Origin of the sequence: Novosphingobium sp. 17-62-19 (assembly GCF_002256775.1) — a bacterium.
In the GTDB taxonomy this organism is placed as follows: domain Bacteria; phylum Pseudomonadota; class Alphaproteobacteria; order Sphingomonadales; family Sphingomonadaceae; genus Novosphingobium.
The window spans coordinates 1-24,648 of sequence record NZ_NCII01000001.1 but is presented as its reverse complement, the minus strand read 5'-3'; the positions used below and the strand labels follow the sequence as shown (position 1 = coordinate 24,648).

23 protein-coding genes, 1 tRNA gene and 2 pseudogenes are annotated in these 24,648 nt (G+C 60.9%); 7 read left to right on the top strand and 19 right to left on the bottom strand.

Going from position 1 to position 24,648, the window contains the following annotated elements; all coding sequences use genetic code 11:
• Positions 1–2: 2 nt before the first annotated feature.
• From rplK to secE, 3 genes are all read right to left on the bottom strand, one after another.
• Complete coding sequence (rplK, locus tag B7X90_RS00130) at positions 3–434, bottom strand: 50S ribosomal protein L11 (RefSeq protein WP_168854080.1); 432 nt, start codon at positions 432–434, stop codon at positions 3–5.
• A 166-nt stretch (positions 435–600) separates the two neighbouring features.
• Positions 601–1,137, bottom strand: coding sequence for a transcription termination/antitermination protein NusG (gene nusG, locus B7X90_RS00125; RefSeq protein WP_292620604.1), 537 nt, complete (start codon positions 1,135–1,137; stop codon positions 601–603).
• 51 nt (positions 1,138–1,188) lie between these two features.
• Positions 1,189–1,383 carry a preprotein translocase subunit SecE gene (gene secE / locus B7X90_RS00120; protein ID WP_292620602.1) on the bottom strand — a complete coding sequence of 65 codons (195 nt, stop codon included), beginning with the start codon at positions 1,381–1,383 and terminating at the stop codon, positions 1,189–1,191.
• 287 nt (positions 1,384–1,670) lie between these two features.
• Between secE and B7X90_RS00115 the strand changes: the two genes are divergently transcribed.
• Positions 1,671–2,219 carry a hypothetical protein gene (locus B7X90_RS00115; RefSeq protein WP_292620601.1) on the top strand — a complete coding sequence of 183 codons (549 nt, stop codon included), beginning with the start codon at positions 1,671–1,673 and terminating at the stop codon, positions 2,217–2,219.
• Positions 2,220–2,371: 152 nt separating this feature from the next.
• Here the strand turns inward: B7X90_RS00115 and B7X90_RS00110 are convergent, their stop codons facing one another.
• Complete coding sequence (locus tag B7X90_RS00110) at positions 2,372–3,097, bottom strand: LuxR C-terminal-related transcriptional regulator (protein WP_292620599.1); 726 nt, start codon at positions 3,095–3,097, stop codon at positions 2,372–2,374.
• Positions 3,098–3,314: 217 nt separating this feature from the next.
• A tRNA-Trp gene (locus tag B7X90_RS00105) sits at positions 3,315–3,390 on the bottom strand.
• A gap of 66 nt (positions 3,391–3,456) precedes the next feature.
• Here B7X90_RS00105 and aat point away from each other — a divergent pair.
• Complete coding sequence (aat, locus tag B7X90_RS00100; RefSeq protein ID WP_292620597.1) at positions 3,457–4,233, top strand: leucyl/phenylalanyl-tRNA--protein transferase; 777 nt, start codon at positions 3,457–3,459, stop codon at positions 4,231–4,233.
• Positions 4,234–4,268: 35 nt separating this feature from the next.
• On the opposite strand, the pseudogene B7X90_RS00095 reads toward aat, so the two are convergent.
• The 4 genes and pseudogenes from B7X90_RS00095 to B7X90_RS00080 all read right to left on the bottom strand — a co-directional run.
• Positions 4,269–4,685 (bottom strand): annotated as a pseudogene (locus B7X90_RS00095) (DUF2155 domain-containing protein); the annotation flags it as partial.
• Positions 4,685–5,098: an NADH:ubiquinone oxidoreductase subunit NDUFA12 gene (locus B7X90_RS00090; protein ID WP_292620596.1), complete on the bottom strand. Its 414-nt coding sequence runs from the start codon at positions 5,096–5,098 to the stop codon at positions 4,685–4,687. The gene B7X90_RS00090 and the pseudogene B7X90_RS00095, both read right to left, overlap by 1 nt.
• A gap of 44 nt (positions 5,099–5,142) precedes the next feature.
• Entirely contained in the window at positions 5,143–5,640 is a 498-nt protein-coding gene (locus tag B7X90_RS00085; RefSeq protein ID WP_292620594.1) for a DUF192 domain-containing protein, read from the bottom strand.
• Positions 5,624–6,229, bottom strand: coding sequence for a RecX family transcriptional regulator (locus B7X90_RS00080; protein WP_292620592.1), 606 nt, complete (start codon positions 6,227–6,229; stop codon positions 5,624–5,626). Before B7X90_RS00080 ends, B7X90_RS00085 begins: the two co-directional genes overlap by 17 nt.
• Before the next feature lie 146 nt (positions 6,230–6,375).
• Here B7X90_RS00080 and B7X90_RS00075 point away from each other — a divergent pair, with 146 nt between their 5' ends.
• The 3 genes from B7X90_RS00075 (at position 6,376) to B7X90_RS00065 (ending at position 10,527) form a co-directional block, all read left to right on the top strand.
• A complete protein-coding gene (locus B7X90_RS00075) occupies positions 6,376–8,133 on the top strand; it encodes a fatty acyl-AMP ligase (protein WP_292620591.1) in 1,758 nt (585 codons plus the stop codon).
• 102 nt (positions 8,134–8,235) lie between these two features.
• Positions 8,236–8,505, top strand: coding sequence for a hypothetical protein (locus B7X90_RS00070; RefSeq protein WP_292620590.1), 270 nt, complete (start codon positions 8,236–8,238; stop codon positions 8,503–8,505).
• An 84-nt stretch (positions 8,506–8,589) separates the two neighbouring features.
• Positions 8,590–10,527, top strand: a complete 1,938-nt coding sequence (locus tag B7X90_RS00065) for an alkyl sulfatase dimerization domain-containing protein (RefSeq protein ID WP_292620588.1) — start codon at positions 8,590–8,592, stop codon at positions 10,525–10,527.
• On the opposite strand, the gene B7X90_RS00060 is transcribed toward B7X90_RS00065, so the two are convergent.
• Positions 10,524–10,922, bottom strand: a complete 399-nt coding sequence (locus B7X90_RS00060) for a cytochrome c family protein (RefSeq protein ID WP_292620586.1) — start codon at positions 10,920–10,922, stop codon at positions 10,524–10,526. The genes B7X90_RS00065 and B7X90_RS00060 overlap by 4 nt on opposite strands.
• Before the next feature lie 198 nt (positions 10,923–11,120).
• Between B7X90_RS00060 and B7X90_RS00055 the strand changes: the two genes are divergently transcribed.
• Positions 11,121–12,476, top strand: coding sequence for an FAD-linked oxidase C-terminal domain-containing protein (locus tag B7X90_RS00055; RefSeq protein ID WP_292620584.1), 1,356 nt, complete (start codon positions 11,121–11,123; stop codon positions 12,474–12,476).
• A gap of 67 nt (positions 12,477–12,543) precedes the next feature.
• Here B7X90_RS00055 and B7X90_RS00050 read toward each other — a convergent pair whose 3' ends face one another.
• The 6 genes from B7X90_RS00050 to B7X90_RS00025 all read right to left on the bottom strand — a co-directional run bounded on the left by B7X90_RS00050 (position 12,544) and on the right by B7X90_RS00025 (position 20,927).
• Positions 12,544–14,565, bottom strand: coding sequence for an acetyl/propionyl/methylcrotonyl-CoA carboxylase subunit alpha (locus B7X90_RS00050; RefSeq protein WP_292620582.1), 2,022 nt, complete (start codon positions 14,563–14,565; stop codon positions 12,544–12,546).
• A 1-nt stretch (position 14,566) separates the two neighbouring features.
• The gene (locus B7X90_RS00045; protein WP_292620580.1) at positions 14,567–15,499 is read right to left on the bottom strand and encodes an HNH endonuclease; all 933 of its coding nucleotides are present in this window, start codon (positions 15,497–15,499) and stop codon (positions 14,567–14,569) included.
• A 2-nt stretch (positions 15,500–15,501) separates the two neighbouring features.
• Positions 15,502–17,634, bottom strand: coding sequence for a methylmalonyl-CoA mutase (scpA, locus tag B7X90_RS00040; protein WP_292620766.1), 2,133 nt, complete (start codon positions 17,632–17,634; stop codon positions 15,502–15,504).
• Positions 17,635–17,754: 120 nt separating this feature from the next.
• A complete protein-coding gene (mce, locus tag B7X90_RS00035) occupies positions 17,755–18,192 on the bottom strand; it encodes a methylmalonyl-CoA epimerase (RefSeq protein WP_292620578.1) in 438 nt (145 codons plus the stop codon).
• A gap of 2 nt (positions 18,193–18,194) precedes the next feature.
• Positions 18,195–19,373: an acetyl-CoA C-acyltransferase family protein gene (locus B7X90_RS00030; protein WP_292620576.1), complete on the bottom strand. Its 1,179-nt coding sequence runs from the start codon at positions 19,371–19,373 to the stop codon at positions 18,195–18,197.
• 27 nt (positions 19,374–19,400) lie between these two features.
• Positions 19,401–20,927: an acyl-CoA carboxylase subunit beta gene (locus tag B7X90_RS00025; RefSeq protein ID WP_292620575.1), complete on the bottom strand. Its 1,527-nt coding sequence runs from the start codon at positions 20,925–20,927 to the stop codon at positions 19,401–19,403.
• Between the two features lie 218 nt (positions 20,928–21,145).
• Here B7X90_RS00025 and B7X90_RS00020 point away from each other — a divergent pair, with 218 nt between their 5' ends.
• Positions 21,146–22,555 carry a helix-turn-helix transcriptional regulator gene (locus tag B7X90_RS00020; RefSeq protein WP_292620574.1) on the top strand — a complete coding sequence of 470 codons (1,410 nt, stop codon included), beginning with the start codon at positions 21,146–21,148 and terminating at the stop codon, positions 22,553–22,555.
• A gap of 39 nt (positions 22,556–22,594) precedes the next feature.
• Here the strand turns inward: B7X90_RS00020 and B7X90_RS00015 are convergent, their stop codons facing one another.
• From B7X90_RS00015 to B7X90_RS00005, 3 genes and pseudogenes are all read right to left on the bottom strand, one after another.
• Complete coding sequence (locus tag B7X90_RS00015; protein WP_292620573.1) at positions 22,595–22,975, bottom strand: VOC family protein; 381 nt, start codon at positions 22,973–22,975, stop codon at positions 22,595–22,597.
• A gap of 78 nt (positions 22,976–23,053) precedes the next feature.
• Positions 23,054–24,310, bottom strand: a complete 1,257-nt coding sequence (locus B7X90_RS00010; RefSeq protein WP_292620571.1) for a dipeptidase — start codon at positions 24,308–24,310, stop codon at positions 23,054–23,056.
• A gap of 134 nt (positions 24,311–24,444) precedes the next feature.
• Positions 24,445–24,648, bottom strand: a pseudogene (locus B7X90_RS00005) (MFS transporter); the annotation flags it as partial.

Below are 24,648 nucleotides of genomic sequence, written 5' to 3'. Positions count from 1 at the left end.
TTTCAGCCCTCCACCACGGTGAGGCCCATCGCGCGAGCGGAGCCTTCGATGATCTTCGTTGCGGCGTCGATGTCGTTCGCGTTCAGGTCCTTCATCTTGGCCTGTGCGATGTCAGCGAGCTGCGCGCGGGTGATCGTGCCGGCCGAAGCCTTGCCCGGGGTCTTCGAACCCGACTTGATGCCAACGGCCTTCTTGATGAAGAACGTGGCGGGCGGGGTCTTGGTCACGAACGTGAACGAACGGTCAGCATAGACGGTGATCACGGTGGGGAGCGGCGTGCCCTTTTCCACTTCCTGCGTGGCAGCGTTGAACTGCTTGCAGAATTCCATGATGTTGACGCCGCGCTGACCCAGCGCAGGACCGATCGGCGGAGCAGGCTTTGCTTCACCGGCTGCAACCTGCAGCTTGATATAGCCTTCAATCTTCTTGGCCACGATGGGCCTCCTTTCTTCCTGTTGGCCGACCTTGTTCAGGCCGGACCTCAGAGTGAGCGGTCAAACGCCCCGGAAAACCGGAACTCCCGCACGGAATCACAGACATAACGCCTGAGAAGCGCGGGCCGATATAGCATCGGCCCGAAATTGCAAGCCTTACGAAGGATCAGCGAACCAGTTCGACTTCCTCGAAGCCCAGTTCCACCGGGGTGGCGCGGCCGAAGATCGAGACCGAGACCTTCACGCGGCTCTTGTCGAAATCCAGTTCCTCGACAATGCCGTTGAACGAGGCGAACGGGCCTGCGTTGACCTTGACCGAATCGCCGATCTCGTAATCGACCACCACACTTTTGCGCGGCTCGGCAGCGGCCTGCTCGCGCGCGCCGAAATAGCGAGCGGCTTCCTTGTCGGAGATTGGCTGCGGCTTGTTGTTGGTACCGAGGAAACCCGTGACCTTGGGGGTGTTCTTGACGAGGTGGTAGATGTCGTCGTTCATCGCCAGCTTGGCCAGCACGTAGCCGGGCATGAACTTGCGCTCGACCTGCACCTTCTTGCCGCGCTTCACTTCGGTCACGGTCTCGGTCGGCACTTCAACCGCCTCGACAAGCTGCGACAGGCCGATGCGCTCAGCTTCGGAAATGATCGCTTCGCGAACCTTGTTCTCGAAACCGGAATAGGCGTGAATGATGTACCAGCGGGCCATATTTCTCTCTTTGGTCCTGGAAGGTTGGGTCTGAGGCGCTGTTAAGGTGGATCAGGCCAGCGACAGCAGGAACTTGACGGCCATTCCGAAAAGCGAATCAATGCCAAGGAAGAACACCGACAGCAGCAGCATCATGATGCCAACGAAGATTGCCGTGGTGGTGGTTTCCTGACGGGTTGGCCACACGACCTTGCGTGCTTCTGCCTTCACCTGGTTGAAGAACTCGCCGGGGCTGGTCTTGGCCATTGATCGGACGCCTTGCTTGCTGCGACGTAAATCGCGTTGAAATCATTTCTTCCGCCTAGGGGAAATCGCCGCCCCGGACAGGTCCGGGAGGGGCTTGGCGATTTTCCGATGTCGGAAGTTCCATTCATTTAGTCGCACAGCCGCAAAATGGCAAGGGCGAGACAAACGACGGGACGCACGGCGGACCAGACAGGACGAATGCGCTCACTGGAACCGACTGTCATCCCTGCCAGTTTCAAGCCTGTACAGATATTCAGGCCCAACAAGTCTTTGAGAGGAAACGTAAAATGAAGAACATCATGCTCCCACTTGCCGCCTTGGCTTTTGCCGGCGCGGCTCAAGCCCAGTCTGGGCAGACTTCTGCTGGCACGTCTGTGGATGCAGGCACGCAAGCCACGGTCGGAGGCAACTCGGCAAGCACGAGTGCTGACGTTGGCAGCAGCACAGGCGCGTCTGCCCAGACTCCGCCTGACCAGACCACGGATAGCGTAGTGACCGGGACCGCCAGCACTAACAGCCAGACGAGCGTTACTCCACCGTCCACGGAACGCACCGAACGCAAGGCAGAGGATGCAACCGAAAAGGCAAAGCGCAAAGCCGACAAGGCGGCTGACAGAGCAAAAGACCGCGCTGATCGGACTGCCGATGGTGTGACTCGCAGCACTGGCGACCGGTTGAACGACGTCGCCAACTCTGGCGCGGTCGATTCGACAATTTCAGGCCGTGGCCAGGTTGGCGGTCAGATTGGCGCGACGGGCACGGGTGCCGCAGGATCGCTTGGCGGTGGCCTTACTGGCAGGACCTCAGGCACTGCTGGCGGCATCTTGGGCAACTGACAATTTGTGCACAAATGCTCTGATGCTTGATGGCATTCTGTCGCACAAATGCATAAGCTGACGACGTTCTCAAGCGAACCAGACGCATGAGACGGACTCGGGGCGGACGCATTGCGTACCGCCCCGTTTTTTGCTCCGCTCGGAGCAAGAGTTCAGTTCAGCAATGCCGCCTCAAGCTTCAGACGGATAGCGTGTGCGCTCGACTTCGCACCGAGTTTGGCCATCATTTTCATACGATGGATTTCCACGGTCCGCGGGCTGATATCCAGTTCCCTTGCAATTTCCTTGTTTGAAAGACCCTCGGTCAGATAGCCCAGCACTTCACCCTCGCGTTGTGACAGGGCACCAATTGAGGCCCGCGCGACGACATGCCGTGCGCGCGCATTGCGGAACGCGGCGCCATCTGTTTCGCACCGGGCAATCTTGGCCAGCAGCAAGTCGTCTAAAACCGGGCCGACCATGTAGTCCATGACCCCTGCCTTTATCCCGCCGACAATACGATCGGCATCGATTTGCTCAGCATAGACAAGAATGGGCAGCCAAACGCCCTGTTTTGCCAAAGCCGTCGTGACGGCAATGCCGGAGCAGTCGTTGTCTTCCAGCACAAGCACCACCCCATCATGCGGGGTATGCTCTGTCAGTTCGGCAACGTCGCTGTAAACTTCGGCATGATGCCCCCGTGCAAAGATGAGCCTGGCAAACTTCGCTCGCAGGGTGGGGGAGGCTGCAATCACATGCACAACATGGCGCGACGTGATGTGCACTTGCGGTTCTTGCTCTGCCAATGATCCGGCAAAGGTCGCTCCAATCATCTCGGAAATTGCGTCTATTGAAACCGGATCAGCAGGCATCTTTGCCAGATTTTCGAAGCGAACCATTTGAACCCCCTTGGAGATCCCGCTTTCGGGGATCGACTTAGGGAATGTGTCACGAAGGCGTTAACCATAACCGCAGCCAAGGAATACGCGGCGCTGCTAAGGATTTACGCGTATTCTTGCCGCACGGCACACGCTGTTGCCCGCAGCGAATAACACAAAAGCCCAGCCGAACGGGCCTACATGTCTGGGGGAAGCACAATGTCCACCTGCAAAGAGATGGCAGGAGTGGGGGGACTCGAACCCACGGCCCTCGGTTTTGGAGACCGATGCTCTACCAACTGAGCTACACTCCTGTGCCGATGCCGCCCTTAGAGGCTTGACGCGGGGGATGCAACCAGCCGAAACACATTTTGAACATTATGGCCCGAAACGATCCCCACGCTATTCCGCCCGAGCTTTTGCTCAAGGCTTACCGCGCCGGGATTTTCCCGATGGCAGACAGTCGCGACGATCCCGAAGTTTTCTGGGTGGAGCCGCGAATGCGGGCGATTCTGCCGCTTGATGGGTTCCATTTGTCGCATTCGCTGGCCCGCACTCTGCGGCGCGGACGCTTCACGGTCACCTGCAACGCCGCGTTCGAAGCAGTGATCGATGCCTGTGCCGCCCCACGCGAGGGCGCAGACGAGAGTTGGATCAGCGCACGCATCCGCGACAGTTATATCGGCCTGCACGAACACGGCCACGCCCATTCGATAGAGTGCTGGCGCGAAGGGCGGTTGGTCGGCGGGCTTTATGGCGTGGGATTTGCGCGCGCATTCTGCGGCGAATCAATGTTCAGCCGCGCGGCTGATGCATCGAAAGTGGCGCTCGCATGGCTAGTCGCCTCACTGCGGAAAATCGGCGCAGAATTGCTCGATTGCCAGTTTACCACCGCGCACCTTGCATCGTTGGGCGCCGTCGAAATCCCGCAAAGCCAGTACCTGCAACTGCTATCGGCAGCGCAGAGATCCTACTCGTCGGCAGAAATAGCAGGTGCGCGGGCGCTGGCCGAAACGGTGGGTGATGGGCTGGCGGTAGGCGCTGGTGAAGCTGCCGTACTGGGCCTGCCTGCGGGCTTTGCCGCGTTGCGTTCCGAATCGACCGGCTCTTCCTCGCCCGGGAAGCTCATCGTGCAATCCTTGACCCAGACGTCATAGACCGGATGCTCAACCACATTGAGTGACGGCGCGTTACGGAAAAGCCAGCCTGAGAAAACCTTGTGCCATGCCAGCGGCTGATCCGTGGTCGCGCGTTCTTCGACGAACAACTGCACAAACGCGCCAGTTTCGGCCGGATCTTCCCACGGCGCGGTCTTTTCGCAGGTAGAGAGTTTCACGATGGCATTGCCGATTCGTCGCGATTCGCCACTTTTCAGCACCACGTCCTGCGTGATGTTGTTCCGCTTGTTGAGGAAACCAAGCGTGGCCACGCGATCTTTGATCGGCGTGCCAAAATCGCTTTCTACTGCAGCGCCCGATGCACTGACCGCCGCTGCTCCCGTCTCGGTCGCTTCTGGTGGCGGGGGCGCGGCCTTTTCACCGCATCCGGCAAGCAGCACCACGCTCGCAGCCGCGAACGTCTGCCATGCCGACGATGCAGTAAAAGACATCAGGCTTCCGGCGACCAGGCTTCGTAATCGCCAGTGGCGGCGGCGCGATGCCCCCCGCGTTCGAGCGCCCCTTGCGGGCGATAGGCCGTGGCCGTGCCGGTGGCGTTGGGGGTGTATTCCACTTCCCAGATGCGTGGCGGCGGCAGGTTGCTTTCGGGAACACCGTCAAAGCTGCCGTGCAGCCAGCCGTGCCATTCCGCAGGCACACGGCTGGCATCGTTGGAACCGTTGTAAATCACCCAACGGCGTTCCCGCCCCGCAAAGGGATGGCCCTTGGGATAGGGCTTCTTTGCGCGGTAGTACTTGTTGCCCTGCGCGTCATTGCCGACCTGTTCGCCCTTGAGCGCGCTGTCGAGCATGGTGGTCACGGTTGCGCCATTCCACCAGGTGAAGATCTTGCCGAGGATGCTCATGATGCTTGCGCTTAGCCGTTGAATGGGGGAGTCGGCAAGTCCGATTACCAGTCTACTTTATCGCCCGGCTGGATGCCCAGCTTGGCCGCGAGTCCGCCGTTGATCTCGAACACGGCAAGCGTTGGCCCGCCAGAAATCAGGGGCGTTTCATCGTAAGGGACAGCGTTGGCGGCGATATTGATGATCCGCCGATCCAGCCCGACATAAATTATGTCGAGCGAGATCACCGTGTTGCGCATCCAGAATGAAGCGCGATCAGGCGGATTGCGCAGGAAGATCATGGCTTCGTCGTCTGCCAGATTTGTGCGGAACATCAGTCCTTTGGCCTGCTCGGCCGATGTGCGCGCAAACTCAGTTTTGAAAACGAGGCGCTTGTCGCCGCGCGTCACCGTCACCGGCGCAACCTGCAGGCCCGAAATCGGATGGACGGATGCCGTTGCAGTTGCGGTCGGCGCCTTTGCCCCTGCGTCTGCTGCACCGGGCGAGCAGCTTGCGACGAGAGCCAGCGTGGCCAGTGCCAGAGTTCTAATCACTTGCTTCATCGATCCATTCATCCAACGCTTCGGTTGACACCGCATTCACCACCTCGCGCGCATGTGCAAGAGGGTGTCCGGCGCGGAGCATTGCCGCGAGTTGCTTTTCGCGCAAGGCGGGATCGAGCCGACCGCCCGTCCCCTGCACCGCAAACGGGCCAAACCGTCGCTTTCGCGCCATGACCAGCGCGGCACGACGGCGCTCTGCCTCGCTGCCGCGCGACTCTTCGCGCAGAGATTCTGCAATCCCTGCCGCGCCCAAAGCCTGATCGATCCGCCTTGCGCCATAGCCGCGCCGCAGCAGCCCTTGCGCCTTGCCGCGCGCGAAGCTGGCATCATCTACATAGCCAAGGTCGACAAAGCGGTGGACGACCCCTGCAATGTCCGGCTCGCCCTCCCCTTCCCAGCCGCGTTCGCGCAGTTTGCGACGCAGATAGTCTGACAGCTTCCCAGCGCTGGTGGCAAAGCGCGCGACATAGGCGAGCGCCATTTCTTCCATGCGTGGTCGGTCGAGCGGTTTGGGCGGACGTCTTTCCCGCCTGCTATCGCGCCTGCGTCCTGCCGCACCCTCGCGCGTATCTGGGGAATTGTGATCCATGCGCCACATTCGTGCCACAGTCGCGGTTAAATGAGAACGTCCGAACCGTGGTGGCGTTGTTTTCGCGTCACGGACCAGTAATGGGCCGTTCACGAGTGGGCGCGCAGATGCCCACAGGACAATAGAATAGAACATCGGGGTATCGCATGACTGTTTCGAACGCTGTCGCTGAAAAGCTGACGCTCGTTCCCACACCGAACGTCGACGTGCAGCCACGTCGCTATGCGGATTTCGATACATTCTGCGATGCGCTGGACTATGCCGCCAAGGGCGTTCTCGGATTTAACTTCCACGATCCGCGTGGGAATCTGGCACAAGCCTATCCCTATTCCGAACTGCGCGAAGATGCGTTGATTGCTGCACGGAAGCTGATGGCATTAGGCATTGTGCCCGGTGACCGCGTTGCGCTGGTAGCCGAAACCGGGCCGGATTTTGCCGCAATCTTCTGCGGGGCGATGTATGCCGGCGCATGGCCCGTGCCGCTGCCGCTGCCGACCAGCTTTGGCGGCAAGGAAAGCTATATCGACCAATTGGCCGTGCAGCTTTCCAGTTCTGATCCCAGGATGCTGGTTTATCCCGGTGAGATTGCCGAGATGGCTGGCGCTGCGGCTGCCCGGCAGGGCTGTGCCGGACTTTCGTGGGAAGATTTCCACGCAGGCACCGAAAGTGGCGAGGCCCTGCCCACGCCCGATCCCGATGCAATCAGCTACCTTCAATATTCCAGCGGCTCCACCCGGTTTCCGCATGGCGTGGCTGTCACCCACCGCGCACTGCTCGCCAATCTGGCAGGCCATTCGCACGGTATGAAAATCGACAACCCGGACCGCGCCGTATCGTGGCTGCCGTGGTATCACGATATGGGTCTGGTCGGCTGCTTCCTTTCGCCCATCGCCAACAGTGTTTCGGTCGATTTCCTCAAGACCGAGGATTTTGCCCGTCGTCCGCTGGCATGGCTGGACCTGATCAGCCGTAACACAGGCACCACCCTCTCCTATTCGCCCACCTTCGGCTATGACATCTGCGCCCGTCGCATTTCGAGCCAGACCAGCGTTTCAGACCGCTTTGATCTGTCACGCTGGCGCGTAGCGGGCAATGGCGCTGACATGATCCGGCCAGACGTGATGCAGAACTTCGTCAACGCCTTTGCCGATGCAGGGTTCAAGGCCGATGCGTTCCTGCCAAGCTACGGCCTTGCCGAGGCAACGCTCGCCGTGACGGTCATGCCCCCGGGTGAAGGCATCCGCGTCGAACTGGTCGAGGAAGAGCGGCTCTCGGGCACGCCTCGAGACCTGTCGCGCCCCGCTCGCTATCGCGCCATGGTCAACTGTGGCGTGCCAGTGCGCGGCATGGAAGTGGCGATCCGGGGCGAGAGCGGCAATGTGCTGACCCATCATCACATCGGCAAGGTGTGGTGCCGTGGATCGTCGGTGATGCATTCCTACTTCCGCGATCCTGAAGCGACTGACGCCTGCATGGTCGATGGATGGCTGGACACTGGCGACATGGGCTATGTCGATGAAAAGGGCTACTTGTTCATCGTTGGTCGCGCCAAGGACATGATCATCATCAACGGCAAGAACCACTGGCCGCAGGACATCGAATGGGCGGTGGAACAGCTTCCGGGCTTCCATCAGGGCGATATCGCAGCCTTCTCGGTAGAAACCGAAAACGGCGAAGAAGCCCCCGCCGTGCTGGTCCACTGCCGCGTGTCAGATCCGGTCGAACGCGTGAAACTGCGTGACCAGATCCGCGACAAGGTGCGTTCGATCACCGGCATGAACTGCGTGGTCGAACTCGTGCCGCCGCGCACCCTGCCCCGCACCAGTTCAGGCAAGTTGAGCCGCGCGAAAGCCAAGAAGCTTTACCTGAACGGCGAAATCGCGCCCTATCAGCTGGCTGCATGAACGAACGCCTGATCGGGCAGATTGCCCAATAAAACATCCGAATTGGCTTGACGTCACTCCATTCTTGCGATTCCTAGTCGTGGGATTTGGGAGAGAACGAAAATGGCCACCGCGAACGCGCCACAAAAGGGCGTGCCGCAGGAATTGTCGGGCGTCGTGATCGGGTGGAAGCACCAGGATATTTCGCGCAACATTCAGCTGACGGTGCAATCCACTGTAACGGCGCGGCCAACCCCGGATGCGGTCGATACGCACCACCTGTTGATGACGCGCAATCAGGCGATGCTGTTGGCGCAGTACCTGATGCGGCTGACAGGCCAAGATGCGCCCGTGCCTCGCAAGCGTGGATGGCTGCAGCGCATGTTTGGATGACCGCCGTTTTCCTGCTTCCCTAATTGATTGGTTAAGGCCATTCTTCCACTGGAGCTCCACGCAGAACGGGAGCCGGGAGAGGCCATGTTTTCAAAAATCCGCAAGCGTCGTCTGCTGGGCAGCGCCATCTTGCTGCTGACGGCACTGCCCGCGGTCGCCGAAACCCCTACCGAAGCCACGCGAAATGCCAACACTGCTGCGCTTTCCGAACTGCCGATGGCAGACAGGCGCGATTTTGCGTTGGCCGAACGCGGATTCGTGGCGACACTGAAAGACCCGGTGATCCGCGATGCTGCCGGCAAGCCGGTGTGGGACACCGCCGCTTTCGCCTTTGCAAAGGGCGATGCTCCGCCCAGCGTTCACCCCAGCCTGTGGCGGCACGCGCAAGTGCTGGGTAAGGCAGGTCTGTTCAAGGTGACTGACCATATCTGGCAGGTCCGCGGCTTCGATGTGGCGAACATTACTTTCGTCCGCGGCGACAAGGGCTGGATCGTGATTGATCCGCTGACCGCGACCGAGACTGCGGCAGCGGCCTATGCGCTGATTTCCGAAAAAGTGGCAAAGCTGCCCGTCACTGCGATGATCTACACCCACAGCCACGTCGATCATTTTGGCGGGGCTGGGGCAATTAGCGCGGTCATGGTCAAGGATGCCCCCATCCTCGCGCCCCAAGGCTTCACCCGCGCGGCGGTGAGCGAAAATGTGATTGCCGGGCCTGCCATGGGCCGCCGCGCCGGATACCAGTTCGGCCTTGGTCTGCCCAAGGGACCAGACGGATCGATGGGATCAGGCATTGGGATGGGCGTGGCAGCCGGAACGCGCAGTCTTGTCCCGCCGACGCGCGAAATCAGCGAAACGGGGACCGAACTGACCATCGACGGCGTGCGCATCCGCTTTCAGGTCACACCCGGCACCGAAGCGCCGGCCGAGATGAATTTCGGCTTCCCTGACTGGAAGGTCGCGGATCTGGCCGAAAACGCCAATGCAACCCAGCACAACATCCTCACCCCACGCGGTGCGGTGATCCGCGATGCCAAGGCTTGGGCGCAAGGGCTGACCGAGGCGATAGACTTCTTTGCCGGAGCCGAAGTGTTGATCACGAGCCACGGCTGGCCCCGTTTCGGTGCGAACGAAATCACCGACTATCTCGGCAAGCACCGCGATGCCTATGCCTATCTGCACGATCAGACGGTGCGGTTGATGAACAAGGGACTGACCGGGCCGGAAATCGCCGCGACGCTCACATTGCCGCCCGCGCTGGCAAAACAGTGGTACGACCGGCCCTATTACGGATCGTACAGTTTCAATTCGCGTGCGGTCTATCAGTTCTACATGGGCTGGTACGATGGCAACCCGGTTCACCTTGCTCCACTGCCACCCGAGACCGGAGGCAAGCGCTATGTCGAGGCGATGGGCGGCGCCGTGCGGGTGAAGGGACTGGCGCAGGAAGCGTTTGCGAAGGGCGACTATACGTGGGCCGCAGAATTACTGAACAAAGTGATCTTTGCCGATGGCGAAGATAGGGCGGCAAAGGCGCTGATCGCGCGCACATATCGCCAGCTGGCCTATCAGAGCGAGAACGCACTGTGGCGCAACATGTATCTGACGGGTGCGGATGAACTGGACGATGGCGTGGCGGCCACGGACCCCACGGGCGGCGCTGCGCTGGTTAGCCAGTTACCACCGTCTGACTTGTTCGATGTGTTGGCCGTCAGGCTCGATCCTACAAAGGCGGCGGATGGCGCTTTGGCGCTGGGCTTTGTGTTCCCGGACAACCAGGCACAGCATACTATTACGGTAGCAAACGGCGTTCTGGTGCACCGCCCCGGACTGCGCGATGTCAGGCAGGCAACGCTGACCGTGCGCTATGCCGATCTGCTTGCGGCGCTATTCTCAGGCCAGCCGCTGGCAAACAAAATCGCCTCAGGCGAGGCGAAGATCGAAGGGGACCCGGCAGCGTTCGCCCGCCTGATCGGCTGGCTCGACAAACCGGACCCTGCCTTCAATATCGTGACGCCTTAGGGAACCGGCTTCTTCAGGTAAGCAATGACGTTCGCGCGATCTGCCGGATTTGGCAGGCCGGCAAATGCCATCGAATTGCCCGGCACGACTGCTGAAGGCTTGGCCAACCACTTGTCGAGCGTGGCATCATCCCACTTGAGATTGGCCTTCTTCAGGGCGGCAGAATACTTGAAATTCTGAACTGCCGCTGCCTTACGACCGGCGATGCCAGAGAGGTTCGGTCCCATCTTCGGACCGGCAGAAGGCTGTACGGCATGACAAGCGACGCAGCGCATGAACACCTTTTTGCCCGCAACCGGATCACCCTTGGCCTGTGCAAAAGCCGTTCCGCCCGCCAGCGCCGAAACCGTGAGACCTGCAATCAGCACTGCACCCGTCAACTTGCTCATCTGCATACCTGCCCTGTTCTAAACCGGTCCTCGCGACATCACGAAGCCACGGACTCCTCATCACGCCTGCGCGCTTTATCCTGCCTGAACGGTTTTGCGCCATAGCCAAAAGGGCGCATACATTCAAAAAGGCGGAAATGGCCGCTAGGTGGAAGTATGGAAACGAATTTTGCCCCTTGCCCGCGCCCAATCCCTCCGGGATTTATGGACGCGTTGGAACAGCGTTTCGGAGCAATCTTCCAGACGGGCGAGGCAATTCGGGCACAGCATGGGGCGAGCGAATCGCATTATCCGACCGTCCTGCCCGATGCGGTGGTCTATGCAACATCGACGCAAGATGTGGTCGATTGCGTAAATCTGTGCCGTGAGGCAGGTGTTGCCATCGTGCCTTATGGTGCCGGAACATCGCTTGAAGGGCACATACTCCCCCTCGAAGGTGGTGTTAGCCTCGACCTGTCACGCATGGATGCGGTGCTCAGCGTGAATCATGCGGACTTCGATTGCACCGTGCAGCCGGGCATCCGGCACGAGGCGTTGAATGCGGAACTGCGCGATACCGGACTGTTCTTCCCGATCGATCCCGGCGCGAACGCCACCATCGGCGGCATGGCATCGACTCGGGCATCGGGCACCAATGCCGTGCGCTATGGCACGATGCGCGAGGTGGTGCTGGGGCTGGAAGTGGTGACCGCGCAAGGCAAGGTGATCCGCACCGGCAGGCGTGCGAAGAAGTCCGCTGCCGGATATGACCTGACGCGCCTCTACATCGGGTCCGAAGGCACCTTGGGCGTTATCACCGGCATCACATTACGCCTTAGCCCGGTTCCAGAGGCCATTCTTGCCGCCACATGTTCGTTCGAGACTCTGGCGGGTGCGGTCGAGACGGTGGTGCAGGCGTTCCACTGCAGCGTACCGATGGCGCGGATCGAACTGCTCGACGCGATGCAGGTCCGCGCTGTGAATTTGCGCTCAAGGCTGGGCTTGCCCGAAGCGCCGACGCTGTTCTTCGAATTCCACGGGAGCGCGGCGGGTGTGGCCGAGCAAGTGGAGACGGTCAAGGCCCTCGCTGCTGCCAACGGCGGTGGGGAATTCCAGTGGGCGACGCTGGCCGAGGACCGCAACCGCCTGTGGCGCGCGCGGCATGAGGCCTATTACGCGGCAGTCGCCCTGCGTCCCGGAGCCATCGGCCTGACGACCGATGTCTGCGTGCCGATGAGCCGCCTTGCCGAATGCATCCTCGCTACCCGCGCTGACCTTGATGTGTGCAGCGTTCCTGCGACGATCGTCGGCCATGTGGGCGATGGCAACTTCCACCTGATCTTCTCGATCGACCCGGACGCCCCGCACGAGATGGCCGAAGTGGAGGCGTTGAACAAACGCATGGTCGCCCATGCGCTGGCGATGGATGGCACTTGCACGGGCGAGCACGGCATCGGCATCGGCAAGCAGCAGTGCCTGATCGATGAACTTGGCGAGGACGCGGTGGACGTGATGCGCACGATCAAACGCGCGCTGGACCCGGACAACCTGTTCAATCCGGGGAAGATCTTCCAGGCATAAGAAAGCCCCCTCCTCTGAAGAGGAGGGGGTTGGGGGTGGTGGAGGCAAGGCGCTACCGCGCCAAGCCTCACTCCATCTCAAGAATGATCGCATCCACCGCGAGACTATCGCCCGCCTTGGCGTTGACCGACTTCACCCTGCCCGATTTCTCGGCGCGCAGGATGTTCTCCATCTTCATCGCCTCGACCACGGCAAGCGGTTGCCCCGCTTCCACTGCATCGCCCTCGCCCACGTTGAGCGTGACCAGCAGGCCCGGCATCGGGCAAATCAGGAACTTCGAAAGATCGGGCGGGATCTTTTCGATCATGTGCTGCGTGTAGGGCGCGATGTGCGCCGGAAGCACCTGCACCTGATGGATCGCGCCGCGCGTGGTCAGCTTGAAGCCTGCGCGGGTGGGTTCAACCTTCACGGAGAGCGGCTTGTCGTCGATCTCGCAATGCACCACGCGGTCGCCCGGCGTGTATTCCAGCGCGAGGTCAATGGCCGTGCCATCTACCGTCACTTCGTCTTCGTCTAGCATGACCGCAAAGGTCGCATCGCCAATCTTCACTGCCCATTCGTAAGGCGGATCAAGCTCGTCACCCAGTTGCTGGTCCACGCGGCGAGCGCGGTCTGACCGAGCCGTGGCGAGGAAGCCTGCCAGTGCGGCCAGCGTCTGCTTCAGTTCGTCAGAGGTGGCCGCACCGTGGAAGCCATCGGGATATTCCTCGGCGATGAAGCCTGTGGTCAGTTCGCCCGAGCGGAAGCGCGGGTGCTGCATGATGGCCGAGACGAAATCGATGTTGTGGCCAAGGCCCTCGATTTCGAACGCATCAAGCGCCGCGATCTGCTTGTCCGCCGCCTCGTCGCGCGTTTCCCCCCACGTGATCAGCTTGGCGATCATCGGGTCATAGAACATCGAGACTTCACCGCCTTCATAGACGCCATCGTCCACGCGCACGCCATCAAGCCCGCGACGGCCATTTTCCGCGCCATCATCTTCCCAACCGGCGACTGGCGGCTGATAGCGGATCAGGCGACCGGTCGATGGCAGGAACCCGCGATAAGGGTCTTCGGCATAGACGCGGTTTTCGATGGCCCAGCCGTCGATCTTGATGTCGTCCTGCGTCATCGCCAGCTTTTCGCCATAGGCGACGCGGATCATCTGTTCGACCAGATCGATGCCGGTGATCGCCTCGGTAACGGGATGCTCCACCTGCAAGCGGGTGTTCATTTCGAGGAAGTAGAAGCTTTCGCCCGTGGGATCAGCGCCCGAAACGATCAGTTCCACCGTGCCCGCCGAATAGTACCCAACCGCACGGGCCAAAGCGACGCACTGTTCGCCCATCGCCTTGCGCATCTTGAGCGTGACGAACGGCGATGGCGCTTCTTCCACCACCTTCTGGTGGCGGCGCTGGATCGAGCATTCGCGCTCGTTGAGGTAGAGGATATTGCCGTGCTTATCGCCCAGGATCTGGATCTCGATGTGGCGCGGGTTGAGGATGAACTTTTCGATGAACACGCGGTCATCGCCGAACGAGTTCAGCCCCTCGCGCTTGGTGGCCTCAAAGCCCTCGCGCACGTCCTGCTCGGAATAGGCAAGGCGCATGCCCTTGCCGCCGCCGCCCGCAGACGCCTTCATCATCACCGGATAGCCGATCTCTTCCGAGATACGCACGGCATGTTCGGTATCCTCGATCTCGCCCACAAAGCCGGGCACGACGTTCACGCCCGCCTTCATCGCCAGCTTCTTGGATTCGATCTTGTCGCCCATCGCCGCAATGGCATTCACCGGAGGCCCGACAAACGCGATGCCTTCAGCCGCCAGAGCCTCGGCAAACGAGGTGCGTTCGGACAGGAAGCCGTAGCCGGGGTGGACGGCATCGGCGCCCGTCTGCTTGCACGCTGCGATGATCTTGTCAGCGATCAGATACGACTGCGCGGCAGGCGCAGGCCCGATATGCACGGCTTCATCGGCCATCTGCACAAACGGCGCGCGGGCATCGGCATCGGAATAGACCGCGACGGTGGCAATACCCATGCGACGCGCCGTCTTGATCACACGGCAGGCAATTTCACCACGGTTGGCGATGAGGATTTTCTTGAACATTTCAGGCACCTTGAATTTCGCTTAGTTTGGTGAGGAATGCCGCTTCGAGCTGTTGCTTGTTCCGACCGAAATGTGCTTGGCGGTGATGATTAGGGCAAAGTGCAATGACGTTTGCCATCGTATCTGGCCCCTGCTCTGCGAGGCTTATGATGTGATGAGCTTCAATGAAATGTGAGCCATCCAGCCGCTCAAAGCCGAGTTCACCGCAGTATTCACAAAAGCCCTTTGAGCGAGCGACAACTGCTTGGCGAACTCTAGAATCTCTAGGAAAGAAAGTTGCCGTACCTGTGAGCTTCTGAGGTGATGCGTTGCCTATCGGCATATCATCCAAATCATTGATAGCATCACCGCCCGATTGGCTCTTCTCGCCAGCCACTCGCACCAGATTGTGCTCTACCGAATCAATGTATAGGGCAACGTCAGCCTTGAATCCGTCCAGCCCTTCCGCATACCAAAGGCTCGACTGCCCATATCCGTACCCAGCTGCCTGTCCAGCTAACGAGCGCACATGCGGTATTCGAAAGTCTCGCATACCTTCGGCAACCAGAATGGCATCGTCGGCTCTGCATTCAATACGGTACTCAATATCATCAATATATCGCAGTTCTCTGTAAACCGTGGCATTGCGATACCAACCAACAATATAGGCTTCTGCCTGCCGATCAGGGTTGTTGGCGAACCAAATGACCGTAACGCCCGATACCGACGTTGACGCCTTATCAGCGCCCAGTTTTTCTAAATTGATGTTACCAGGTATCTTGCTCCGCAATTTCTCGCGGACGGGTACATATCCGTAGACACGCCCACGAATAGCTTTGAAATTTGCCCGCTCATGCGCATCGCCCTTACCAACAACCCAGCCGTGAGTTGAAAACAAGGGTTCACCGGGATCGCCTGAATACTCTGGCATCCAACTAATGTGCGCAAAAAGCACTCTCAATTTTCTTCCCCTACGGGCGGCATATTGTGCCCCAGCAGGCGCAGCATGTCCGCAGCGCATTCCACCACATTCGAGCCCGGACCGTAGATGCCCTGCACCCCAACCTCGCGCAGGAAGTCGTAGTCCTGCGGTGGAATAACGCCGCCTGCGACGACCTTGATGTCGCTCCGGCCTGCCGCGCGCAGGTGCCCGATCAGTTCGGGGATCAGTGTCTTGTGTCCGGCGGCGAGTGACGATGCGCCGATGGCGTCCACGTCCTTTTCCAGCGCCAGTTTCGCGGCTTCCTCAGGCGTCTGGAACAGTGGGCCGCTGGTTACGTCAAAGCCCATGTCGCCAAAGGCCGAGGCGATCACGTTTGCGCCGCGATCATGGCCGTCCTGGCCCATCTTGGCGACCAGCATACGCGGGGTGCGGCCAAGGCGGCGGGTCACGGCTTCGACGCCATCGACCACCTGCTGGTAGCGGCTGTCTCCGGCGTAGGCCGAACCGTAGACGCCCTTCACCGGCGTCGGGAACGTGCCGTGGCGGCCGAATACGACTTCCATCGCGTCCGAAATCTCGCCCAGCGTCGCCCGGTGGCGCGCGGCTTCCACGGCGAGTTCGAGCAAGTTGCCGCCGGTCTTTGCGCCTTCGGTGAGGGCGTTCAGCGCAGCGCGGCACTTCGTTTCATCGCGGGTTTCGCGCACCCACTTGAGGCGGGCGATCTGGCCCTGACGGACCTTGTCGTTATCGATGTCGAGCGTTTCGAGCAGATCTTCGGTGGCAAGGCGATACTTGTTCACGCCGACGATCACGTCCTCGGCCCGGTCAACACGCGCCTGCCGCCCGGCAGCAGCTTCCTCGATCATCGCCTTGGGCCAGCCAGCGGCAACGGCCTTGGCCATGCCGCCTTCGCTCTCGACGCGCTCGATGATCTCCCAAGCCTTGTCGACCAGTTCCTGCGTCAGGCTTTCGATGTAGTACGACCCACCCAGCGGATCGACCACGTTGCACATGCCGGTCTCTTCCTGGATCACGATCTGCGTGTTGCGCGCGATGCGTGCGGAGAAGTCGGTGGGCAGCGCGATGGCTTCGTCGAGCGCGTTGGTGTGGAGCGACTGGGTGCCGCCCAGCATCGCGGCCATCGCCTCGATCGTGGTGCGGATGACGTTGTTGTAGGGGTCTTGCTCCTGCAACGACACGCCCGAAGTCTGGCAGTGGGTGCGCAGCATCTTGGAGCGTTCGTCCTGCGCGCCCAGCTTGGTCATCACGCGGTGCCACAGCACGCGCGCGGCGCGCAGCTTGGCCACTTCCATGAAGAAGTTCATGCCGATGGCGAAGAAGAACGACAGGCGGCCGGCGAACTTGTCGATATCGAGGCCCGATGCCACGCCGTACTTCACGTATTCCATGCCGTCCGCGATAGTGAACGCAAGTTCCTGCACCTGCGTCGCGCCCGCTTCCTGCATGTGATAGCCGGAAATCGAGATCGAGTTGAACTTGGGCATTTCGCGGCTGGTGTAGCCGAAGATGTCCGAGATGATCCGCATCGAAGGTTCGGGCGGGTAGATATAGGTGTTGCGGACCATGAACTCCTTGAGGATGTCGTTCTGGATGGTCCCATCGAGCAGCTTGCGGTCAACGCCCTGCTCTTCGCCTGCCACAATGAAGAACGCGAGGATGGGGATCACCGCGCCGTTCATGGTCATCGAGACCGACATCTGATCGAGCGGAATTCCGTCGAACAGGATCTTCATGTCCTCGACGGAGTCGATGGCAACGCCTGCCTTGCCGACATCGCCAGTGACGCGGGGATGGTCGGAGTCATAGCCGCGGTGGGTGGCAAGATCGAAGGCGACCGAGAGGCCCTTTTGGCCCGCAGCAAGGTTGCGCCGGTAGAAGGCGTTCGACTCTTCGGCGGTGGAGAAGCCCGCGTACTGACGGATGGTCCAGGGACGCCCGGCATACATCGAGGCGCGCACGCCGCGCGTGAACGGCGCGAAACCGGGTAGGCCGGGATCGACGGTCACATCCTCTGCCGTGTAGAGCGGCTTGACGGCGATGCCTTCGGGCGTTTGCCACGTCAGGTCCTTGCCTTTGACTTCCTTGGCGGCAGCGGCCTGCCAGTCTGCCAGTGTCTTCTCGCTCATCGCGTAATCCCACAAGATCGTCATGCTGAACTTGTTTCAGCATCCATTTCGCCACTCGAACCGCCGTGCCGGTTGCACGATGGACCCTGAAACAAGTTCAGGGTGACGGCTCAACTTTACTCAATGTGCCTCGTTCGGCACTTCCATAATCTCGGTCAGTTGCCCGCCCATGTCCTTGGGGTGGACGAAGAAGATCAGCGTCCCGTGCGCGCCGATGCGCGGCTCGCCCAGCACACGCTTACCCTGACTTTCAAACCAGGCCTTGGCCTCGTGAATGTCAGGCACTTCGTAGCAAAGGTGGTGCTGGCCGCCCAAAGGATTGGCCGCGAGCCACTTGCCCACTGCGCTGTCCGGGCTGGTCGGCTCGATCAGCTCGATCTGCGTGCCTGCCGTGCCGTTCTCACCCGGCGTATTCACAAAGCACACCCGCACCTGCTGGCTTTCCAGTACGAACGGCTCGGTGATGTCAGACGCGCCCATCACATCGCGGTAGAACGCAATGGAAGCATCGATATCAGGCGTTGCAACGCCGACATGGTTCAGGCGACCCAGCTTCATCGTCAAACCCTCTCGACTACCATCGCGATGCCCTGACCGCCGCCGATGCACATGGTGATCAGGCCAAAACGTCCGCCGGTGCGGTGCAACTCGTACATCGCCTTGATGGTCAGGATCGCGCCCGTTGCGCCGATGGGATGGCCCAGAGAGATGCCCGAACCGTTGGGGTTGGTCTTTGCAGGATCAAAACCCAGTTCCTTAGCCACGCCGCAAGCCTGAGCAGCAAAAGCTTCATTAGCCTCGATCACGTCGATCTGCTCAAGCGTCAGACCTGCGCGCTGCAATGCCACCGGCACTGCCTTGACCGGGCCGAGGCCCATGACGCCGGGTTCAACGCCAGCGTGGCCCCACGCGAGAATCTTCGCCATCGGCTTCAGGCCGTGTTCTGCCACCGCCTGGCCGCTGGCCAAAACGACCGCCGCCGCGCCGTCATTGATGCCGCTGGCATTGCCTGCGGTAACCGTGCCGTCCTTCTTGAACACCGGCTTCAGGCCAGCAAGGCTTTCGGCGGTCGTGTCGCCGCGCACATGCTCGTCAGTGTCGAAAACAACCGTACCCTTGCGGGTCTTGATCTCGACCGGGACGATCTGCTCTTTGAAGTAACCCGCCGCAATGGCAGCAGCAGCGCGCCTCTGGCTTTCAGCGGCAACCGCGTCCTGCTCTTCGCGGCTGATCCCGCAGCGTTCCGCCACGTTCTCTGCCGTCACACCCATGTGGAAGCCTTCGAACGGATCGTGCAGCGCGCCCAACATGGCGTCCATCAGCACCTGATCGCCCATCTTCTGCCCGTTGCGCGCGGTCAGCACCATATGCGGCGCGTTCGACATGCTCTCAGCGCCGCCGCCGATGGCAATGTCCTGCTCGCCCAGCGCAATGCCCTGCGCCGCCGAAACGATGGCCTGCAGGCCCGAACCGCACAGCCGGTTCACGTTCATTGCGGGCGCTTCGATCGGAACACCCGCGTTCACGGCCGCCACGCGGCTGACATAGGCATCCTTGGGTTGCGTCGGCACGACGGTGCCGATCACTACGTTCTCCACTTTGTCAGCGCTGATCCCGGCGCGGGCGATGGCTTCCTTGATCACAATTGCGCCGGTCTCAGCCGGGCGCATGGAGGCAAGGCCGCCGCCGAACGAACCGATGGCGGTGCGCGCGCCCGAGACGATGTAGATGTCGGTCATATCAAACTTCCCAAACTTGCCAGCGCCTTAGAGCGGAATGTTGTCGTGCTTCTTCCACGGGTTCTCAAGACTCTTGGTCTTGAGCTTGCGCAGTCCAAGAGCAACGCGACGGCGGGTCGAATGCGGATGGATCACCTCGTCGATGAAGCCCTTGCTTGCTGCTACGAAGGGGTTGGCGAAGCGGTCTTCGTATTCCTTGGTCTTTTCCGCGATGGCTTCTGCCGAAAGGCCACGGAAGATGATCTCAACAGCACCCTTGGCGCCCATCACCGCGATTTCGGCGGTGGGCCATGCGTAGTTCAAATCGCCGCGCAAGTGCTTTGAGGCCATCACGTCATAGGCACCGCCATAGGCTTTGCGAGTGATGACCGTGATCTTTGGCACGGTTGCCTCGGCATAGGCGAACAGCAGCTTTGCGCCGTGCTTGATGATGCCGTTGTGTTCCTGCGCGGTACCGGGGAGGAAGCCGGGAACATCAACAAACGTCACGATCGGGATGCTGAAGGCATCGCAGAACCGCACAAATCGTGCCGCCTTCTTGGACGAATTAATGTCCAGCACGCCCGCCAGCACCATCGGCTGGTTCGCCACGATGCCCACAGTGCGACCTTCAACGCGCCCAAAACCGCAGATGATGTTGCCCGCGTGCTTGGGCTGGACTTCGAAGAACTCGCCCTCGTCCACCGTCTTGCGGATCACTTCATGCATGTCGTAGGGCTGGTTGGCCGATGCAGGCACGATGCTGTCAAGGCTGTGTTCCAGCCGGTCATAGGGGTCTGACGTTGGCCGCTCCGGCACATCGTGACGGTTCGACAGCGGCAGGTAATCGAAGAAATCACGCGCAGCCAGCAGCGCTTCGATGTCGTTTTCCAGCGCAAGATCGGCCACAGACGTCTTGGTCGTATGCGTGACCGCGCCGCCCAACTCCTCCTGCGTGACGACTTCGTTGGTGACGGTCTTGACCACTTCAGGACCAGTTACGAACATGTAGCTGCTGTCCTTCACCATGAAGATGAAGTCAGTCATCGCTGGCGAATAGACCGCACCGCCCGCGCACGGCCCCATGATCAGCGACAATTGCGGCACCACGCCCGATGCCAGCACGTTGCGCTGAAACACCTCGGCATAGCCGCCAAGTGAAGCCACACCTTCCTGAATGCGCGCACCGCCAGAGTCATTGAGGCCGATCACCGGCGCACCGACCTTTAGCGCCGTGTCCATGATCTTGCAGATTTTCTGTGCGTGGCGTTCAGAAAGTGAACCGCCGAACACGGTGAAGTCCTGGCTGAACACATAGACGAGACGGCCATTGATCGTGCCCGATCCCGTGACCACCCCATCGCCCGGAATGACCGTATCCGGCATACCGAAATCGACGCAGTTGTGTTCAACATACATGTCAACTTCTTCAAAGCTGCCTTCGTCGAGCAGCACTTTCAGGCGTTCGCGCGCAGTTAGCTTACCTTTGGAATGCTGCGCATCGATGCGCTTCTGCCCGCCACCCATGCGCGCCGCCTGACGGCGCTTTTCCATTTCGGCGATATTGGCGGACATGCTTGCACCCTTTGCTGATTGGCCATCGCAAAACGACCGAGAACCTACGCGCGACCCCGGCCCGCACCCCCTCCCCGGGGTATGGGCCGGAGCCGCAACCGCAGTCCAGCTAGGACCAGACCACGGATCGGCCTTCCAAGTGCGTCACTGCGCTTGCCAAGTCCAATGTTATTCTGCAAACTTGCGAAGGATCACTTTGCAAAATCGGACGACAGGAAATGGCCAGACGCCGCCTTTTCGCAGGCGAACAGCTCAAAGCTCTGCGCACCACACGCAAGCTGCGGCAAGGCGAGATGGCCGCATTGCTGGGCATCAGCGCGTCCTATCTTTCGCAAATCGAAAATGACGAACGCCCGTTGACGCCATCTCTTACCGACCGTTTGCAGCAGAGCTTCCCGGTGGAATGGCAGGACTTTGCCGCAGACCGCGTTGAACCGGTGCTTGCAGCACTGCGCGATGCCACGGCTGACCCGATGATTGGCGCAGTGCTTCCCGGTGATCAGGTAGAGCGCGTGGCCGAACAGTACCCGGCCTTTGCTCAGGCGTTCGCCACGCTGTGGGGACAACATCGCCGCTCAGTGCAGCGACTGGAGGCCATCGACGAGGCTTTAGGGTCCGACAACGTCACCGGCGGCCGCCTGCCCTGGGAAGAAGTGCGCGACTGGTTCCATCACGCCAACAACTACGTCGACAGCATAGACCGCGCGGCAGAGCGTCTTGCGGTGCACTTGTCCGGCACCGGTATGTCCCCCACGATGGGGCAAATGGCGATCTGGTTGGAAAGCCGAGGTATCGCGGTGGAACAGGTCAGCGGCGGAGCCATGCGGCGTTTCGATCCGCAGGCACGCCGCCTGACACTGGACCCCAACCAGCCAATTGAAAGCGGGCGATTCCAGATGGCCTATCAACTGGCCGCCGAAGGGCTGCACGACGAGATTGCACAGATCGTGGGTGAGGCCACCTTGCAGTCCGCCGCCGCCCGCCAACTTCTTACCGTCGGTCTCGGGAACTATGCCGCAGGCGCACTGATCATGCCTTACGAGTGGTTCCGCACGCGCGCACGCGCACTCCGCCACGATATAGACCAATTGCGCCTGATCTTCGGCGCTAGTTTCGAACAGGTCTGCCACCGCTTGTCGACGCTGCAACGCCCGCAGGCGCGCGGTATTCCGATGTTCTTCTGCCGGGTGGACATGGCTGGCAACATCACCAAGCGCCATTCCGCCACGCGCCTGCAATTCGCCCGGTTCGGTGGCGCCTGCCCGCTATGGGTGGTGCATGAAGCTGTGGCGATCCCAGACCGCATCCATGTGCAGGCGGCCGAAATGCCAGACGGTGTGCGCTATGTCTCGATCGCCAAAGGCCTCGTCAAACCCTCAGGCAGCTACTACCGCCCACCGCGCCGCTATGCTGTGGCTCTGGGTTGCGAAGCCGCACTGGCAGACGAGTTCATCTATGCCGACGGGATCAATCTTGCGCGGCCCGAAGCGGTCACCCGCATCGGCATCTCCTGCCGAATCTGCCCGCGCGACACATGCGACCAGCGCGCCTTTCCACCCAGCGACCGCGCGATTTTGGTTGATCCCCACGCGCGTGACCTGGTGCCTTACGCTATTACTGACTTGTAACACCGCCCCGGTCTCGAACCGGGGCAGTGTTACATTGGCTCACGCGCCTGGATTGGGGGCAAAAGCACAAATTTTGTTGCCATCAGGATCGCGCAGATAGGCGCCATACTGCTGGCCGGGCGAATTCACGCGAACACCCGGTTCACCTTCGCACGTCCCGCCATTGGCGAGGCCCGCAGCGTGAAATGCATCAACCACGGACGAATCGGTCGCCTTGAAGCCAAGTGTGTGGCCGTTAGAAACAGTGTGCTGTTCCCCATTCGCAGGCTTGGCCACGACCAGCGCGCCATTAGCGGACGGAAAGGCCGTACCATGCGGCAGTGGCACAGCCGTGGCGTGACCCAGCGCGCCCATAACGGCAGTGTAGAACGTGCGCGACTGATCGATATCGTTGGTGCCAAGGAAGGTGTGGGTGAACATGATTCTCTCCGTCCAGATAGTTATTAGACCGAACAATCCTAGCCGAGTGTCCGCGATGCCGTCGAGCGACTTTTGCAATCAGAATGCCGTCTCGTTTTCTAGCGGCGCATCGGCGCGATGAGCGTTTGCAAAAGCCTCTGCCGCCTTCATCACCCGCAACATATTGCGGCTCGCCAGCTTTTCGAGATCGGTCTGCGACCAGCCTCGCCGCGCCAGTTCAACGAACAGCCGGGGATAGCTGCTCGCATCCTCCAACCCCGCAACCGTGCTGTCCACGCCATCAAGATCACCGCCCAGACCGACATGATCTGAACCGATCAGCTTGGCGATGTGATCGATGTGATCGGCAACGTCCTTCACGCTGCCACGCGGCATCGGGTTGGCCCTTTCCCACGCCGTCAGCGCCGCCGTCTCTGCCAACGGATCGCCTCGGTAGAGCGCCTTGAACCGCGCCGCTTCCGCTTCGCGCATCGCCGTCCATTGCCGTGCGGCTTCAACCACATAGGGCGGATAGAAGTTGACCATCACGATCCCGCCTGCCTTGCCGATCAGCGTGAGACTGGCATCAGAGATGTTGCGCGCATGATCGTTGATCGCCCGCGCGTTGGAATGGCTGACAATCGGCGGTGGTCCACCCAGCGCCAGCGCATCGCGCATCGTCGCCTCACTCACATGCGCCAGATCCACCAGCATCCCAAGCCTGTGCATCTCGAGCACCACCTTCTCGCCAAACGGCGTCAGGCCATCATGAGCCGGAGCGTCAGTGGCGCTGTCGGCCCAGGCAGTGTTCTTGAAATGCGTCAGGGTCATGTACCGCGCACCAAGGCCATGCATCTGGCGCAGCACAGCCAGCGATCCGCCGATCGAATGGCCGCCCTCCATGCCGATCAGCGAGCCGATGCGCCTGGCCTTGCCTGAGGCTTCGACGCATTTGCTATCGGTGCAAAACTGCATGTCTGCCGGATAGCGTGCGATCAGCCGCTGCGTGACGTCGATCTGTTCCAGCGTTGCCTGCACCGCCTGCGGTTCGGGCAGATTGGCCGAGACATAGACCGACCAGAATTGCGCGCCGACTTTGCCTGCGTGCATTCGTGTGGTGTCGGTCATCATCGGCGGCAGGCCCTTGGACGCATCGCCTGTGTTGCGGGTGTCCCGGAAGTCGAAGCCTTCGATCATGTCCTTGCGACGTTCGCGCAATTGTTCGGGCACATCATTGTGCCCATCAAACACGGGTGCGGCGCGCAAGGCGGCTTCGGCGACCGCTTCGGGGCCTCTGGGAGGGGCCGCAGAGATCAGGGCAAAGGCCAGCGGAGCAAGGATGATAGCGTGTTTCATGCCAGCATCCTTGCCCGAACCGGCCTTGCGCTCAACCGTGCGGCGCAAAAAGGGTGGCATTGCGCAGAAAGGCCAAACCAGTGCGGGTCTTCATGGGGTAACAGCTTGTTGATGAACTGATCTTACTCGGCAAGCTATTCAGACATCACGTCGTCGCCATCGCGCTCAGGCAGCATCAGAAACAGCGCGAGGCTGATAACCGAGCCCATCGCCATAATGATAGACACCGTCAACAGCTTGTCGTCTCCCAACCAGCCAAACAGGGTGCCCGCCAGCAACGGACTGCCCGCAGCGCCCAGCCGCCCCACGCCCAGCGCGAAACCTGTGCCGGTGGCCCG

What these genes read in the sequence shown, in the direction of transcription:
- nusG (WP_292620604.1), bottom strand. Translation starts at nt 1,137, where the DNA reads ATGGCCCGCTGGTACATCATTCACGCCTATTCCGGTTTCGAGAACAAG.
- secE (WP_292620602.1), bottom strand. Translation starts at nt 1,383, where the DNA reads ATGGCCAAGACCAGCCCCGGCGAGTTCTTCAACCAGGTGAAGGCAGAA.
- B7X90_RS00115 (WP_292620601.1), top strand. Translation starts at nt 1,671, where the DNA reads ATGAAGAACATCATGCTCCCACTTGCCGCCTTGGCTTTTGCCGGCGCG.
- B7X90_RS00110 (WP_292620599.1), bottom strand. Translation starts at nt 3,097, where the DNA reads ATGGTTCGCTTCGAAAATCTGGCAAAGATGCCTGCTGATCCGGTTTCA.
- aat (WP_292620597.1), top strand. Translation starts at nt 3,457, where the DNA reads ATGGCCCGAAACGATCCCCACGCTATTCCGCCCGAGCTTTTGCTCAAG.
- B7X90_RS00090 (WP_292620596.1), bottom strand. Translation starts at nt 5,098, where the DNA reads ATGAGCATCCTCGGCAAGATCTTCACCTGGTGGAATGGCGCAACCGTG.
- B7X90_RS00085 (WP_292620594.1), bottom strand. Translation starts at nt 5,640, where the DNA reads ATGAAGCAAGTGATTAGAACTCTGGCACTGGCCACGCTGGCTCTCGTC.
- B7X90_RS00080 (WP_292620592.1), bottom strand. Translation starts at nt 6,229, where the DNA reads ATGGATCACAATTCCCCAGATACGCGCGAGGGTGCGGCAGGACGCAGG.
- B7X90_RS00075 (WP_292620591.1), top strand. Translation starts at nt 6,376, where the DNA reads ATGACTGTTTCGAACGCTGTCGCTGAAAAGCTGACGCTCGTTCCCACA.
- B7X90_RS00070 (WP_292620590.1), top strand. Translation starts at nt 8,236, where the DNA reads ATGGCCACCGCGAACGCGCCACAAAAGGGCGTGCCGCAGGAATTGTCG.
- B7X90_RS00065 (WP_292620588.1), top strand. Translation starts at nt 8,590, where the DNA reads ATGTTTTCAAAAATCCGCAAGCGTCGTCTGCTGGGCAGCGCCATCTTG.
- B7X90_RS00060 (WP_292620586.1), bottom strand. Translation starts at nt 10,922, where the DNA reads ATGCAGATGAGCAAGTTGACGGGTGCAGTGCTGATTGCAGGTCTCACG.
- B7X90_RS00055 (WP_292620584.1), top strand. Translation starts at nt 11,121, where the DNA reads ATGGACGCGTTGGAACAGCGTTTCGGAGCAATCTTCCAGACGGGCGAG.
- B7X90_RS00050 (WP_292620582.1), bottom strand. Translation starts at nt 14,565, where the DNA reads ATGTTCAAGAAAATCCTCATCGCCAACCGTGGTGAAATTGCCTGCCGT.
- scpA (WP_292620766.1), bottom strand. Translation starts at nt 17,634, where the DNA reads ATGAGCGAGAAGACACTGGCAGACTGGCAGGCCGCTGCCGCCAAGGAA.
- mce (WP_292620578.1), bottom strand. Translation starts at nt 18,192, where the DNA reads ATGAAGCTGGGTCGCCTGAACCATGTCGGCGTTGCAACGCCTGATATC.
- B7X90_RS00030 (WP_292620576.1), bottom strand. Translation starts at nt 19,373, where the DNA reads ATGACCGACATCTACATCGTCTCGGGCGCGCGCACCGCCATCGGTTCG.
- B7X90_RS00025 (WP_292620575.1), bottom strand. Translation starts at nt 20,927, where the DNA reads ATGTCCGCCAATATCGCCGAAATGGAAAAGCGCCGTCAGGCGGCGCGC.
- B7X90_RS00020 (WP_292620574.1), top strand. Translation starts at nt 21,146, where the DNA reads ATGGCCAGACGCCGCCTTTTCGCAGGCGAACAGCTCAAAGCTCTGCGC.
- B7X90_RS00015 (WP_292620573.1), bottom strand. Translation starts at nt 22,975, where the DNA reads ATGTTCACCCACACCTTCCTTGGCACCAACGATATCGATCAGTCGCGC.
- B7X90_RS00010 (WP_292620571.1), bottom strand. Translation starts at nt 24,310, where the DNA reads ATGAAACACGCTATCATCCTTGCTCCGCTGGCCTTTGCCCTGATCTCT.